The sequence below is a fragment of the Variovorax sp. GW821-FHT09D05 genome, from assembly GCF_059416325.1.
Map to the genome: position 1 here is coordinate 157,383 of NZ_JBWKOZ010000009.1, position 14,901 is coordinate 172,283.

Annotated in this window: 14 protein-coding genes; 12 read left to right on the top strand and 2 right to left on the bottom strand. The window is 66.1% G+C overall.

Features of this window, described 5'->3' with window-relative positions; all coding sequences use genetic code 11:
• Positions 1–7: 7 nt before the first annotated feature.
• Together AC07O3_RS24320 and AC07O3_RS24325 are read left to right on the top strand one after the other, a co-directional pair.
• Positions 8–2,158 carry a phosphocholine-specific phospholipase C gene (locus AC07O3_RS24320; protein ID WP_495340533.1) on the top strand — a complete coding sequence of 717 codons (2,151 nt, stop codon included), beginning with the start codon at positions 8–10 and terminating at the stop codon, positions 2,156–2,158.
• Between the two features lie 83 nt (positions 2,159–2,241).
• Positions 2,242–3,153, top strand: coding sequence for a LysR substrate-binding domain-containing protein (locus AC07O3_RS24325; protein ID WP_093082742.1), 912 nt, complete (start codon positions 2,242–2,244; stop codon positions 3,151–3,153).
• Here the strand turns inward: AC07O3_RS24325 and AC07O3_RS24330 are convergent.
• On the bottom strand, positions 3,146–4,033 hold the full coding sequence (locus AC07O3_RS24330; protein WP_093050233.1) for a LysR substrate-binding domain-containing protein: 888 nt from the start codon (positions 4,031–4,033) through the stop codon (positions 3,146–3,148). The genes AC07O3_RS24325 and AC07O3_RS24330 overlap by 8 nt on opposite strands.
• A gap of 116 nt (positions 4,034–4,149) precedes the next feature.
• Between AC07O3_RS24330 and phnD the strand changes: the two genes are divergently transcribed.
• From phnD to AC07O3_RS24350, 4 genes are all read left to right on the top strand, one after another.
• Complete coding sequence (gene phnD / locus AC07O3_RS24335) at positions 4,150–5,019, top strand: phosphonate ABC transporter substrate-binding protein (protein ID WP_495340534.1); 870 nt, start codon at positions 4,150–4,152, stop codon at positions 5,017–5,019.
• A complete protein-coding gene (phnC, locus tag AC07O3_RS24340; RefSeq protein ID WP_495340535.1) occupies positions 5,016–5,822 on the top strand; it encodes a phosphonate ABC transporter ATP-binding protein in 807 nt (268 codons plus the stop codon). Before phnD ends, phnC begins: the two co-directional genes overlap by 4 nt.
• The gene (gene phnE, locus AC07O3_RS24345) at positions 5,819–6,658 is read left to right on the top strand and encodes a phosphonate ABC transporter, permease protein PhnE (protein ID WP_218149814.1); all 840 of its coding nucleotides are present in this window, start codon (positions 5,819–5,821) and stop codon (positions 6,656–6,658) included. The genes phnC and phnE overlap by 4 nt, the downstream gene beginning before the upstream one ends.
• 244 nt (positions 6,659–6,902) lie before the next feature.
• Entirely contained in the window at positions 6,903–8,969 is a 2,067-nt protein-coding gene (locus AC07O3_RS24350; protein WP_495340536.1) for a histidine phosphatase family protein, read from the top strand.
• A 24-nt stretch (positions 8,970–8,993) separates the two neighbouring features.
• Here AC07O3_RS24350 and AC07O3_RS24355 read toward each other — a convergent pair whose 3' ends face one another.
• On the bottom strand, positions 8,994–9,998 hold the full coding sequence (locus AC07O3_RS24355) for a LysR family transcriptional regulator (protein ID WP_495340537.1): 1,005 nt from the start codon (positions 9,996–9,998) through the stop codon (positions 8,994–8,996).
• 102 nt (positions 9,999–10,100) lie between these two features.
• On the opposite strand from AC07O3_RS24355, the gene AC07O3_RS24360 reads away from it, so the two are divergent.
• The 6 genes from AC07O3_RS24360 (at position 10,101) to AC07O3_RS24385 (ending at position 14,898) form a co-directional block, all read left to right on the top strand.
• A complete protein-coding gene (locus AC07O3_RS24360) occupies positions 10,101–11,330 on the top strand; it encodes a pyridoxal phosphate-dependent aminotransferase (RefSeq protein WP_495340538.1) in 1,230 nt (409 codons plus the stop codon).
• A complete protein-coding gene (locus AC07O3_RS24365) occupies positions 11,327–12,313 on the top strand; it encodes a Bug family tripartite tricarboxylate transporter substrate binding protein (RefSeq protein ID WP_097199673.1) in 987 nt (328 codons plus the stop codon). Before AC07O3_RS24360 ends, AC07O3_RS24365 begins: the two co-directional genes overlap by 4 nt.
• A gap of 22 nt (positions 12,314–12,335) precedes the next feature.
• The gene (locus tag AC07O3_RS24370; protein ID WP_093180060.1) at positions 12,336–13,022 is read left to right on the top strand and encodes an RraA family protein; all 687 of its coding nucleotides are present in this window, start codon (positions 12,336–12,338) and stop codon (positions 13,020–13,022) included.
• Between the two features lie 147 nt (positions 13,023–13,169).
• The gene (locus AC07O3_RS24375) at positions 13,170–13,388 is read left to right on the top strand and encodes a hypothetical protein (protein WP_097199674.1); all 219 of its coding nucleotides are present in this window, start codon (positions 13,170–13,172) and stop codon (positions 13,386–13,388) included.
• A gap of 210 nt (positions 13,389–13,598) precedes the next feature.
• The gene (gene xth / locus AC07O3_RS24380; RefSeq protein WP_495340539.1) at positions 13,599–14,384 is read left to right on the top strand and encodes an exodeoxyribonuclease III; all 786 of its coding nucleotides are present in this window, start codon (positions 13,599–13,601) and stop codon (positions 14,382–14,384) included.
• Between the two features lie 4 nt (positions 14,385–14,388).
• Positions 14,389–14,898 (top strand): hypothetical protein, encoded by a 510-nt coding sequence (locus tag AC07O3_RS24385; RefSeq protein ID WP_093050207.1) that lies wholly within the window; start codon positions 14,389–14,391, stop codon positions 14,896–14,898.
• The last annotated feature ends 3 nt before the right edge of the window (positions 14,899–14,901 follow it).

The following is a 14,901-nucleotide window of genomic DNA, read 5'->3' on the forward strand; positions in this document are numbered from 1 at the left end:
AACAACCATGACTCCATTCAACCGCCGCTCCTTCCTGCGCGCCGCCGCGGCCGGCGCCGCACTCGGCCCGTTTCCACCCGCCATCCAGCGCGCGCTTGCCATCCCGGCGAACAACGCGACGGGCACCATCAACGACGTGGAGCACGTCATCATCCTGATGCAGGAGAACCGCTCCTTCGACCACTACTACGGCACCATGCCCGGCGTACGCGGCTTCAGCGACCGCTTCACCATTCCGATGGCTTCGGGCAACCCCGTGTGGCTGCAGCAGGGCACCGCCGACTCAGTGCAGCCGTTCTATCTCGATGCGACCAAGGGCAACGCGCTGCGCGTCGGTGGCGCGCACGACTGGGGCGACCAGCAATCCGCATGGGACGGCGGGCGCATGGCGGCATGGCCGAAGGCCAAGAACACCAAGATCTCGATGGGCTACCTGCAGCAGTCCGACCTGCCGTTCCACTGGGCGCTGGCCAATGCCTTCACCATCTGCGACGCGTATCACACGTCGATCCACACGGGCACTTTCACCAACCGCATGTTCCTGTGGAGCGGCACGAACGGTGCGAACGTGGCCGGCCAGGCCTGCGTGACCAACGCCAACTGGGGCGGCCTGGGGCCCTCCACCGATGGCCTGACCTGGACCACTTACCCCGAGCGACTGCAGGCCGCCGGCGTGCGCTGGAAGGTCTACAACAGGCCGGGCAACAACAGCAACAACAACCAGCTGGTGGCGTTCGCTTCCTATCGCGCCGTCGACGAGCAACTGCGGTCGCAAGGCTCGCCGAATGTGGCGTACTCGCCTGCGATCGAAGCGCAGTCGCCGCTGTACAAGGGCTTCGGCAACACCATGCCCGACGGCGGCTACCTGCAGGCGGTGGCCGACGACATCGCCGCGGGCACGCTGCCGCAGGTGAGCTGGATCGTCGCGCCGGGGCCCTACAGCGAGCACCCGAGCATGTCGGTTCCGCAGCAGGGCGCGTGGTACATCCAGACGCTGCTCGACATGCTCACCGCCAATCCGGAGGTGTGGAGCAAGACCGTGCTCATCATCAACTTCGACGAGAACGACTGCTTCTTCGACCACATGCCGCCGCCGGCCCCGCCGTGGCGCAACGCGGACGGAACCTATGCCGGCAAGTCGACGGCGGACATCACCAACGAGTACTACACGATGCCGCCGCCGCCCGGCGACTCGAGCAAGCGCACGCCCGACGGCAAGCCCTTCGGCGCCGGCGTGCGGCTGCCGATGCTGGTGATTTCTCCGTGGAGCATCGGCGGCTGGGTCAACTCGCAGGTGTTCGACCACACCTCGACGCTGCGCTTCCTGGAGCAGCGCTTCGGCGTGCGCGAGACCAACATCAGCCCGTGGCGCCGCACGGTGTTCGGCGACCTGATGTCGTGCTTCGACTTCCGCAACCCGAACGCGGCCAAGCCCACGCTGGTGACGGCGCCGACCAAGGCGCAGGCCGATGCCACGCTGTCGCAGCAGGTGGCCGCGCCCGGCGTGCCGGTGCCCGCGGCGGGTTCAGTGCCGCTGCCTTCGCAGGCGCTCGCCCTGCGGCCCTCGCGTGCGCTGCCGTATCACCTGCACACCAGCGCCAACGTCGACCTGCCCAACGGCCAGGTGTGGCTCACGTTCAGCAACACGGGCACGCAAGGCGCCGTGTTCCACGTGTACGACGAGCTGAACCTGTCGCGCTACCCCAGGCGCTTCACCGTGGAGCCCGGCAAGATGATTTCCGACGCCTGGGCGGCGGTGGCCGACAACGCGGGCAAATACAGCCTGTGGGTGCTCGGGCCCAACGGCTATCACCGGCGCTTCAAGGGCGACCTCGGCGCGCTGGCGAGCGGGCCGAACCCGGAAGTGCGCGTGTGCTACGACAGCAGCGGCAACTCGGTGTACCTGACGATCATGAACATGGGCAACGCCCCAGCGACCGTGACGGTCGGCGCCAACGCGTACCGCACAGACGGCCCCTGGACCTACACCGTGGCGCCCGGCATGCAGGTGGAGCCGTCATGGTCGCTCGCAGGAACCAACAGCTGGTACGACTTCACGCTGACCATGGGCACCAGTTTCGAGCGGCGCTTCGCGGGCCGGCTGGAGACCGGCAAGGACGGAGTGAGCGATCCGGCCATGGGGGTCGCGGCCACGTAGCCCGGTGGCTTACACGCGGCCATCATGATCGCCCGGCATCATGGCGCCCTTTCAGACGACCCAGTGGCCCGGGAGACCCTGCAGTGACGCTCAACCAGATTCGCGCATTCATCGCCGTCGCGCAAGAGGGCGGCTTCACAGCCGCCGCGCGCACGCTGGGCATGAGCCACAGCACACTCAATTCGCAGATCCAGATGATGGAGCGCGAATACGGTGCCGAGCTGTTCCACCGCCGCGGCCGGCGCGTGGAACTATCGGCGCTGGGGCTGGAGATGCTGCCGCTGGCCCGGCGCATGATCGCGCTCGAAGGCGACATGAGTTCGCTGCTGGACGACAGCGGCAAGCTGCGGTACGGATCGCTGAAGGTCGGCGCGGTCGGGCCCTTTCATGTCACCGAGATGATCGAGGCGTACCACGCGGTCCACCCTCGCATCAAGATCTCCATCACGCTGGGCAATTCCGAAGTGATCCTCGACGCGCTCGACAAATACGTGAGCGACGTGGGCGTGCTGGCAAGCCGGTTTCCCGACGAGCGCTACTACACGCAGCTCTACGCGCAGTACCCGGTGATCGTGTTCGTGCACGTCGATCATCCGTTCGCCAAGCGCAAGTCGATCGCGCTGAAGGAGTTGTCGGGACAACCGCTGCTGATGCGCGAACCCGCCTCCACGACCCGCAAGGCGCTGGAGGACGCGTTGATCGCGCAGGGCGTGACCGTGCAGGTCGCGATGGAAATCGGAAGCCGCGAGGCGCTGCGCGAAGCCGTGGCCAGGGGGCTTGGCATCGGCACCGTCTCGCAGTCCGAATACGTGCCCGATCCGCGCCTGAGGCCGGTGCGCATCGAAGGCGATGTCGTCTCCACGCACATTCACGTGTGCTGCCTGCGCGAGCGTCGGGAGAGTCGGCTGATCTCGTCGTTCTTCGATGCGATCGACGCCCGCCTGCAGGCTCGCGGAGGATCGATGCCGTCGCTTGCCTCCTCAGCGCTCAGGTAGCCGCAGGCTGCAGCCCCTTGCGCAGCTTCAGCGCCACGTCGAAGAAAGATGCGAGCACGCGGCTCTCGCGCCTGATCTGGAGGCAATAGAGGTAGGTGTGCGTCACGGCGGGGTCGCCCTCTATGCGAACGGTGCGCAGGCGCTCGTCCGGAATGAACTCCGCCTCCGAGACGGCACCGATGCCGATGCCGCGCGCGGCCGCTTCACGGATGGCCTCGCGGCTTCCGATTTCCATGGCGAGCTTCGGACGGACGCCCGCGCGCTGGAAAGCCTCGTCGAGCGCGCGCCGCGTGCTCGAGCCGCTTTCGCGCTGGAGCATCGGCTGTCCGTGCAACTCGTCCAGCCGGATCTGGCCGCGGCTCGCGAAGGGGTGGTCGCGATGCACGAACAGGATGAGTGCGTGCCGCGCATACGGCGTGGCACTGAAGCCGGGCGCCTCGTGGAAGCGCGCCAGCACGCCGATGTCGACGGCGTATTCCTCCAGGTCCTTGAACACCGAGGACGAATTGCCCATGCGGATAGAGACGTCGAGGCGCGGGTAGCGCTTGCGGTAGGCATCGACCATCTCGATGACGTGGAAGGGGCCAACCGCCCCGAGCTTGAGTTCGCCGGACTGGAGGTCGCCGCTGTCGTGAAGGAGGTTGTACGAGTCCTGCTCCAGCGAAGCGATCTGCCGCGCGATGGGTAGAAGGCGCTCGCCGACGCTGGTGAGTTCGATGCGGTGACCCTGGCGATGGAAGAGCACGACGTTGTGCTGGCGCTCAAGGGCCTGGACCTGGGTGGTGAGCGTCGGCTGGCTCAGGCCCACGGCACGCGCGGCACCGCTGAAGCTGCCGTGCTGGGCCACGGCGAGAAAAGCACGGAGTCTGGCTGCTGACATCCATAGATTGTCTCAATAGATACGTGACAAATACGTGATCGATTTGATATTTCGTTGTCACATGGCGTTCTTAGTCTTGCGCTAATTCCCAACCTTCACCCCACCGAGCACCACCCATGAGCCCCGTCTTTCGCCTGCGCCGAAGCCTGATCGCCCTCGCCCTTTCCACCGTCACCGCCATGCCGGCGTTGGCCGCGCCACCGCTCACCATCGGCCTGATTCCGGCCGAGGACTCGCAGGCCATGATCGAGAGCAGCCGCCAGGTGCTCGACAGCCTGCAGCAGCAACTGGGCATGCCGGTCAAGCCCTTCGTGGCCACCGACTACAACGGCGTCATCGAAGCCCTGCGTTCGAAGAAGCTCGATGTGGCCTACCTCGGCCCGTTCTCGTACGTGCTGGCCAATCAGATCGCCGATGTGGAAGCCTTCGCGGTGGCCGTCACGAAGAAGACCGGCCAGAGCTCCTACAAGAGCGTGATCATTGCGCGCAAGGAAAGCGGCCTCGCCAAGACCGCCGACCTGAAGGGCCGCACCTTCGCCTTCGTAGACCCGACCTCCGCGTCCGGCCACCTGTTCCCCAAGGCGGGCCTGCTGCAGGCCGGCTACGACCCAGAGACCTTCTTCAGCCGCGTCATCTTCTCGGGCTCGCACGACGCCAGCATCCTCGCCGTGGCCAACAAGAAGGTCGATGCCGCAGCCGTGGCGGACCGCATCCTCGCGAGCGCCATCGCCAAGGGCCAGGTGAAAGCGGACGAGCTCGAGATCGTCTGGTCGTCTAACCCGATTCCCGAATCGCCGATGGTCTGGCGCAAGGACCTCGATCCGGCGCTGAAGGCGAAGATCGCGAAGGCCCTGGCCAACGTCAAGGACCTGCCGTGGGGCGACCAGGGCGTGCTCAACGGCTTCCAGCCCACGAACGACGCGGCCTACAACGTCGTGCGCGACACCGCCAAGGTGCTCAAGCTCGATCTGCGGAGCATGAAGTGATCCGCATCCGGCGGCTCACCAAGCAGTACGGCGACAACGCCGTGCTGCGCGGCGTTGACCTGGACGCGGCTGCGGGAGAGTTCGTGGTGGTGCTCGGCGAGTCGGGTGCCGGCAAATCGACCCTGCTGCGATGCGTGAACCGCCTGGCCGTGGCGGACGGCGGCGAACTGAAGGTCGACGGCATGGATGCCGTGCAGTGCGCGGACACGCGCGCGCTACGCCAGCGTGTCGCAATGATCTTCCAGCACCACAACGTGGTGCCGCGGCTGAGCGCGTTGAAGAACGTGCTGACCGGCCGCCTGGGTGCAGTGTCGACGCTCGCTTCGGTGGTGCACTTCTTCAGCCGCGAAGACATCGCGCTGGCACACGAGTGCCTCGGCCGCGTGGGCCTTGCGCACAAGGCGCATGACCGCACCGATTCGCTGTCGGGCGGCCAGATGCAGCGTGTGGGCATCGCCCGTGCACTCGCGCAGCGGCCGAGGCTGATCCTCGCGGACGAACCGGTTGCCAGCCTCGACCCGCAGACCTCGCGCAAGGTGCTGCAGTACCTGCACGATGCCTCGCGCGACCTGGGGATCACCGTGCTGTGCAACCTGCATCAGGTCGACTACGCGCGCGAGTTTGCCGACCGCATCGTCGGGCTCGCGCAAGGCCGCGTCGTGTTCGACGGCGTGCCGCAGGCCATGGGGCAGGACGACATCGATCGCATCTACAACATGCCGCAACCGGCCATCGACCGGAAGGACGCAGCCAGCACTCCGACTGCACTGGCCATGCCCTCGATGGCCGGCACGCAAGGATGAACATGACGAACATGAAGACCGCATCGACCAGATACGCCTGGACCGGCCCGCTCCCCGAAGGGCGCCGCGGCTGGTTCAACCTGCTCATCGGACTCTGCATCGTGGCCTGGGCGCTGCAATGGAGCGCCGCCGGAGCCCAGCTCAGCTGGACGGAACTCGCAGCGGGCCTGCCGCAGATCCTGGACTTTCTCGGCCGCACCCTGCCGCCCGACCTGAACATCCTCAGCCGCCTCGTCGCACCCGCGCTCGAGACCGTGCAGATCGCGGTGTGGGGAACGCTGCTGGCCGTGCTACCCGCCATTCCCCTTTCGTTCCTGGCCGCGCGCAACCTGCAGAGCAACCGGTGGATCTACCAGAGCACGCGGCAGGCATTGAACGTGGTGCGCAGCATCAACGAGCTCATCCTGGCACTGGTGTTCGTCTCGGCTGTTGGCCTGGGGCCGTTTCCCGGTGTGCTGGCGCTGGCGCTCCATGGCGCGGGCATGCTGGGCAAGTTCTTCGCGGATGCCATCGAGGAAATCGACCAGGGCCCGCTCGAAGCCTTGCGCGCGACCGGCGCGCGGCCGTTGCAGGTCATCGTGTTCGGCGTGCTGCCGCAAGTCGTCACTGCGTGGATCGCCGTGGTGCTCTATCGCTTCGAGGTGAACCTGCGTTCGGCGACGGTGCTGGGCATGGTCGGCGCCGGCGGGCTCGGCTTCGAGCTGGTGAGCAGCCTCAAGCTCTTTCGCTATCCGGAGACGGCCACCTGCATCATCGTCATCACCGTGATGGTGATTGTTGCGGACACGCTTTCCAGTCAACTGCGCCACCGCATCCAGCGCAGCGGACGGCACTGATCGCGCGTAGTCAGTGCCAGCCTGGCCAGCTGACCAGGACCTGACCACCTTCTGCTGCGCTCTGTCAGTCACCGCCATGTCACGCACGCGCTGAAAGCTCCACCCCTTTCGCTCGTCCGTGACTCTCATGCAGCCTACTTCTCCGCTTCGCCGCGCCCTGGCCCTCGTGCCGGTTTCTTGTCTCAGTCTCTCGGCGCTCCTGCTGGTTGCATGCGGAGGGGGAGACAGCGGTTCTTCTTTCGTCTTGCCTCCGGCCGCCGGGGTTTCCACAACGCCGGGCAGCACAACGACCACCAGCACCAGCGGGGTCGTGGTCGGCAGCTACTTCGTCAACGCCAAGGTCTGCCTGGACCTCAACTCCAACGGCCGCTGCGATGCGGGCGAACCGTCCACCCGATCGGACAAGCAGGGCGGCTTCACGCTTGCCGGCTCGGGCGCGGGCATCGTGGCCGAGATCGGCACCGATGCCACGGAGCTCGATCCGTCCATCCCCTCATCCAAGCCGGTGACTGCAGCGCTCGTGCTGCGTGCGCCGAAGGAAGCACCGGGCGTCGTCGACTTTCAATCGACCGCGGTGGTCGCGGAGATGGAAGCCAACGGGCTCGACTTCAAGACCGCTGCGGGCAAGGTGGCGATCTCTGTCGGCGTGGTCGTGTCGAAGCTGCTCGGCGACATCAACACCGAGAGCGACCCCGTTGCCAAGGCCGCGCTCAAGGCCGCTTCCGACGAAGGCCTGCAGCGCATCCGCGATGCGCTCGCATCGGCCGCTAACACTGACGACGTCAAGGCGGTGGTAACGGCCGCCGCCCTGACCGACCGCTACTACCAGACCAAGGCACCGTACCGCCCGCAGCAGGATGTCAGCACCTACGAGGCGGCGCCCACGGGCTTCTCGCCGGTCTACACCGAGGTGGTTGCGCGCCACGGCTCGCGCGGGCTCTCGGGCCTCAAGTACGACCTTGCGATCTACAACATGTGGAAGAAGGCACAGGACGACGGCGCCCTCACGCCACTGGGCGAGAAGCTCGGGCCCGACGTGCTGAAGATCATGAAGGCCAACTTCCTGCTCGGCTATGGCGTGGCCGGCATCAGCACGCCCGGCTACGGCAACGAGACGCAGGTTGGCATCAACGAGCACACGCAGCTTGCGGCAAGGCTGGTCCAGCGCCTGCCGGCCTACTGGAAGCAGATCGGCGACAACGCCGGCTCCGCCCCGCGCCAGATCGTGACGGTGACCTCCGGCGTCGACCGCGCAGTCGACAGCGGCAACTTCTTCGTGCAGTCGCTCAAGGCGGTGCAGCCTGCGCTGGCGCCGCTGCTGACCTATCCGCCGGCACCGGCGCCCTACCCCGACAACGGCACGGCCGTGAGCCAGCCGGTGGGCACCAACCGCTTCCTGCTGTACTTCCACAAGCTCGTGAAGGCGACCGACCTGGTAACGAACACCACCGATCCGCTCTACACGACCTACCAGGCCAGCCTGGCCTACCAGAACTACAAGAGCAACGATGCCGACCTGCTCGCCAAGCAGAGCGGCCTGACGGTCGCGCCGGAGGCCGCGGCTGCCGGCCGCTTGCTGCTGGAGCGCCTGTTCGCCAGGAGCTTCGTCGACAAGATCGCCAACGGCACGTACAGCTTTTCCAACAGCGGCAGCTTCAGCTACACGAGCGACGACGGCAAGTTCGCGCCCAGCCTGAGCGGCGACGGCAAGACATCGATCAAGTCGCCCGGCGACGCAGGCGCGCTGCTGTACGAGCTGTATGTGATCGCACCCGCGATGCGCAGCGAGGCCGGCGTCGATTTCACGGCCTACATGCCCGCAGCGCAGGCGAAGTTCTTCGCCGCGCTCAACGACGGCTCCGATTTCTACGACAAGGGCCCCGGCATGACGGAGAAAGGCGACATCACCTCGCGCATGTCGCAGATCCTGGTCGACGACATGTTCAACGAGGTCGATGCAATCGCCAGGGGCGACCGCTCGCACGCGGCCAAGCTGCGCTTCACGCACGCGGAAATCATGATGCCCTTCGCGGTGCGCATGGGCCTGAAGGGCGAGGACCAGAGCGTGCCCAAGGCCTCCAGCTTCAGCTACGACAGCAACACATGGCGCGGCGACTACGTCTCGCCGATGGCGGCCAACATGCAGTGGGACGTGTTCGCCGACGGCGGCGGAAGACTGCTCGTGCGCATGCTCTACAACGAGAAGGAAACCGACTTCAAGGCGGCCTGCGATGGCGCCAAGGCTGCGGGCACGGCGCACTACTACGACTACACGGGCCTGAAGGCCTGCTACGGGCATGTGGCCCAGTAGCCCAGTAGGCCCAGTAACCCGCATCTATTTCCTGGTCTTCCTGGCAGGCGTCTTCACGCCCTGGCGCAGCGAGCGCTGCCTCAGCGTCGCGCCCGAGCCCTGCGGTGGGCGCGCCGGGGCCACGTCGTGCTGGCTCGCCCGCAAGGTGAAATCGCATGTCTTCACGGCCAGCTCGACGATGCGCGCCAGCGCGGGGCTGGAGTTGTCGCGCCGGTAGACCGCGCTGTAGACCAGCGGCGGCGGCATGGGGTCGCTCTTCACCACACGCAGCAGGCCACTCTTGATGTCCGGGCGCACATAGTCGAGCGCCTGCTGGCTGATGCCGAAGCCGCTGATCGTCAGTTCGCGCAAGACGGTCGTGCTGTTCGTCAGCATGACCTTGCCAAAGCGGAAGCCGTGCTCCGCGCGCCAGGCTTCGTAGAACCTGTTCTTCGAGGCGCCTGCAGGCTGCTCGATCACGGGGTAGTCGGCAAACTCGTGCGGCTTCAATGCCCGCGCGGGAATGTCGAGCCGCGGGCTCGCGATCCAAGCCTGGTCGACCTGCCCCACCTTGATCGATTCGAAGGCCTGGCCCCAGAAGATGCCGGGCATGATGGTCAGGTCGAGCTTGTTGGCTTCGAGGCGCTCGAAGAGCGTGAGCCCCGCATCCACCACCGGCTCCAGCGTTACCTGGGGGTGCAGCTTCTGCAGCAGCTGGATCAGGCGCGTGAGCCAGGTCATCGCAATCAGCTCCGTCACGCCCACACGGAAGGTGCCGCGCAGCGTCTTGTCGAGGCTGATGTCGTGCTCGATGCGCTGCCAGAGCCGTTGCGCTTCTTCCGCGAGCGGCAGCAGCTCCCGGCCAGCCTGGGCCAGCTCCAGGCCGTGGGAGGTGCGATGAAGCAAGGGGCCGCCGAGTGATTCCTCCAGTTCCGCCAGGCGCTTGGAGATGGCCGACTGCGTGGTATGCAGCTTCACCGCCGCGGCACTGAAGCTCTGGAGCTTGGCGCTGAAGAGGAAGGCCTCCAGCTGCTTGAAAGTGAAGTTCATGCCAGCGGAATGTACGCCCATGGCTCTGCAGGAAAAAAAGGAATACCGCGCTCCTCCGATTTCTCGTTTGTCCTGCGGCAGCCGGACTTTGATACTGCGTGCATGCTTCACATCGCACCACGCCTGAATCGAATCAAACCATCCCCCAGTTCCATGGCCGGCCAGAGGGCGCGCGAGCTGCGCGCGATGGGCCGGGACATCCTCGGCCTGACCGCGGGCGAGCCCGACTTCGAGACACCCGGGCACATCAAGGAAGCGGCAATCCGAGCCATGACCGACGGCCAGACCCGCTACACGGACGTGGGCGGCACGCCGGTGCTGAAGGAAGCCATTGCCGGCAAGCTTCTCAACGAGAACGGGCTCGCCTACACACCGAACGAGATCATCGTGGGCACCGGCGCCAAGCAGGTGATCTTCAACGCGCTCATGTGCACGGTCGCGGCGGGTGACGAGGTGATCGTGCCGGCGCCCTACTGGGTGTCTTACCCGGACATCGCCCTGCTGGCCGGCGGCGTTCCGGTCTTCGTCGACTGCCCGGCGGCATCGGGCTTCAAGCTGCAGCCTGCCGACCTAGAACGCGCCATCACCCGCAAGACACGCTGGCTGATGCTGAACTCGCCGAACAACCCGAGTGGGGCGACCTACACGCGTGCCGAGCTCCAGGCACTGGCCGAGGTGCTGCGGCGCCACCCCCACGTCTGGGTGCTGACCGACGACATCTACGAGCACCTGATCTATGGCGACATCGAGTTCGCCACCATGGCCCAGGTGGCGCCCGACCTCAAGGACCGCACGCTGACAGTGAACGGCGTTTCCAAGGCCTACGCGATGACGGGCTGGCGCATCGGCTACGGCGCCGGGCCTTCGGCGCTGATCAAGGCGATGGTCAAGCTCCAGTCGCAGAGCACCTCCGGGCCGAACTCGATCGCACAGGCTGCGGCAGTCGCCGCGCTCACGGGGCCGCAGGACACCATTGCCTCGAACCGGCGCGAATACGAGAAGCGGCGCGACATGGTGGTTGCCTCGCTCAATGCCATCGACGGCATCCATTGCGCAGCGCCCGACGGTGCGTTCTACATCTTCGCGTCATGCAGCGCGCTGTTCGGTCTTCGCACACGCACGGGCGCCGCAATCGAGAGCAGCGACGACTGGGTGATGCACCTGCTCGATTCGCAGGACCTGGCGGCGCTGCAAGGCAGTGCCTACGGCGTGCCGACACATTTCCGCATTTCGTTTGCCGCCAGCACGGAGCAGCTGCTGGAAGGGTGCCGCCGCATTGCGCGGGCGCGCGACGAACTCTCGGGCCAAGCCATCAACCAGGAACTGCAATGAAACTCCAACCTCTTCTGAAGCTGCTGCCGGCCCTTGCCGCGGGCACCGTCTGGCTTGGCGCCACCCATGCGTGGGCTGCAGATGCCTTTCCGTCGAAACCGGTGAAGATCCTCGTCGGCTTTTCGCCCGGCGGTTCCAACGACGTCGTGGCGCGCCTGATCGCGCCGAAGCTGGCGGAAGGGCTCGGGCAGCAGGTGCTGGTCGAGAACCGTCCCGGCGCCGGCGGCAACATCGCGGCATCGGCGATGCTCGGCGCGCCTGCGGACGGGCACACGCTGCTGATGTGCACCACGGGAACCCTGTCGATCCAGCCGTACATCCTGAAGAGCATGCCCTTCGATCCAGAGAAGGACATCGCACCGGTCACGCAAGTCGTCAACGCGCCCTACATGCTGCTGGTTAATTCGACCCTGCCGGTGAAGAGCGTCAAGGAGCTCGTTGCATACGCCAAGCAGAAGCCCGGCGAGATCAACTTCGCTTCCTCGGGCACGGGCACCGGCGGGCATCTTGCGGGCGAGATGCTGAAGAGCCGCGCAGGCATCGACATCGTTCACGTGGCCTACAAAGGCACTGGCCAGGCCATGACGGACCTCATTGCAGGCCAGGTCTCGATGATCTTCGACCAGCCCGTCAGCTCGATGCAGTACGCACGCGCCGGCAAGCTCCGCGCGCTGGCTGTGGCCAGCCCGCGCCGGCTGGCGGCCTTTCCGGACATTCCGACCGTGACGGAAGCCGGCGTTCCCGACTTCGACCCCGTGACCTGGGCAGGCATCTGCGCGGCGAAGAACACGCCGCCGGCCGTCGTCGAGCGCATCCAGCGCGAGGTTGCCAAGGTGCTGGCGATGCCCGAGATCTCCAAGCGGCTCGCAGCCGACGGCCTGGAGCCCGTAGGGAGCACCCCCGAGCAGTTCCGCGCCTTCCTGGCTGCCGACAAGCGCAAGTGGGGCCGCGTGGTGAAGGACGCCGACGTCAAGGCCGAGTAAGAAAGAGAACGAGAGACAGACGATGAACCAGCTACCCGACATCATTCGCGACTTCGAGCGCGTTCCCTCCGATCTGGTCCGGCAGGCCTCGGCGTTCCAGCCGGCCATCCTTGCCGACGTGGCAGGCCGCCGGGGCGCCCTGCACGGCCGCATCCAGGCCTTGCGCCACCGGATGACGCTCGTCGGCAGTGCGCTCACGGTCGAAGTGCGGCCGGGCGACAACCTGATGATCCACGCCGCCATTGCGCTGGCAAAGCCCGGCGACGTGCTGGTGATCGACGGCAAGGGCGACCAGAGCGCCGCCCTGATGGGCACGATCATGATGAACGCCTGCCGGCAGGTCGGCATCGCCGGCGTGGTGATCGACGGCGCGGTGCGCGACAGCGTCGAGATCGACGAGATGGATTTTCCCGTCTTCTCGGTCGGCACCAATCCCAACGGCCCGACGAAGCTGGCCTCGGGTCGCATCGGGCATCCGGTGTCCGTGGGCGGCGTGGCCGTGCGTGCAGGCGACCTGGTCGTGGCCGATGCCGACGGCGTGGTGGTGGTCGAGCGGGAAAGAGTCGAGACGCTTCTTCAGGCCGCAAAGCAGAAGGTCGAGGACGAAGCCGCACGCATCGAGGCCATCAGGAAAGGCGACACGGCGGCCAAGTGGCTGGACTCCGCCCTGCGCAAGGCGGGCGTGCTCAAGGAAAACGAGACGCTGTAGGCGTCATTCGATCGATGGCATCTGCGCCGGGAGGGCGATTGCGCACAGCGGAATTCAGGCGCTCATAATGTCCGCCGGCCACGCCAGAGGCCGCCTTCCCCTCTTTCAGATCCGAGCTTTCTTTTCTGGCGTTCACTGGACGACACCATGAGCTCATTGCACATGTTTCTACCGGTATGCGAACCAGCGCGCAGCGAGGCGCTGGCGCAGTTGATAAGGACACACCACGTGCCCCGCCACCTCGTCAAAGGCATCGCGATCAGGAACCGCAGTGCATGCGGGCCGGCCGCTCCGGTCGACGCACCGCAGCAACAAAGCCTGCAGCAGGCGCAGGAATCCCAGGCACCCGCTGCTGCGCCGGAGTAGCCGCATCGCATTCGCCGTCCGGGCGCCTATGGCCGAAGAAACCGGAGTATTCCCCGGAGTGCCCGCCCGCCTGCCCCGAACTACTGTTGCGCCCACTTACCTGCCTTGCACTCGGAGAGGTCGAGTGCTTTTGCTAAGCTGACCGGCCAAATGCAGCGCTGCGCCGCGCGCGACGCAAAGATCATTGGCAATCAACAAGTCAGCAAACCCATGAAAATCGCCACCTGGAACGTCAATTCCCTCACTGCGCGCCTGCAGCACGTGCTCGACTGGCTCATTGCCAACCCGGTCGACGTGCTGTGCCTGCAGGAGCTCAAGATGACCGACGACAAGTTCCCGCTCGAGGTGCTGAAGTCGGCCGGCTACGAGGCCGCGGTGTTCGGCCAGAAGACCTACAACGGCGTGGCGATTCTCAGCCTTGCACCGGTGCGCGACGTGGTGAAGAACATCACCGACTTCAGCGATGACCAGTCGCGCGTGATCGCGGCCACGGTCGAGACGCCTTCGGGTCCGCTGCGCGTGGTCAACGGCTACTTCGTGAACGGCCAGGAGCCGGGCAGCGAGAAGTTCGCATACAAGATGAAGTGGCTCGACGCACTGCGCGACTCGCTGCGCCAGGAGCTGGCGGCCAACCCGAACCTGGTGCTGCTGGGCGACTTCAACATCACGCCGGAAGACCGCGACAGCTTCGACCCGGTGGGCCTGAAGGAAACGATCCATCACACGACGGAAGAGCGCAACCACTTCAAGGCGCTGCTCGACCTGGGCCTGACGGACAGCTTTCGCATGTTCGAGCAGCCCGAGAAGAGCTATTCGTGGTGGGATTACCGCATGCTGGGCTACCAGAAGAACCGCGGGCTGCGCATCGACCACATCCTGGTGAGCCAGCCGCTGGTGCCGCGCGTGAAGGGCTGCATCATCGACCGCGTGCCGCGCAAATGGGAAAAGCCGAGCGACCATGCGCCGGTGGTGCTCGATCTCGACCTGGGTGCCTGAGCCCATGACCATACGCAACCTCGCAATCGCGGCCGTCGCGCTGACGCTCACGGCCTGCTCGCTGCTGAAGCCCGGCGACAAGGCGGAAGAAGGCGGCAAGAGCGCTGCAACCTCGCCTGCGGACGAGACCGCGTCCGGACGCGACGTGCCGACGGTGCGGCTGATCACCGCGCAGACGCCGGCCGTGCGGACCTACCGCAAGATCGGCGCGCGCCACATCTACAACAAGTACGCGAGCCGCATCTACAAGGGCAAGATCCCGCCGCTGGTGTATGCGGTGGTGGTCGTCGAGACCGACATCGACGCGACGGGCAAGGTGATCAGGGTCGATTTCAGCCGCACGCCGAGCCATGCGCCCGAAGTGCCGCCGATGATTGCGGAGCTGATCAAGGCCACGTCGCCCTTGCCGAACCCCGGCAAGCTCGGCGCCCATACGTACGTGGATACCTGGCTCTGGGACAAGAGCGGAAATTTCCAGATCGATTCGCTGACCCTGGGCCAGCGAAGCCGATAGTCA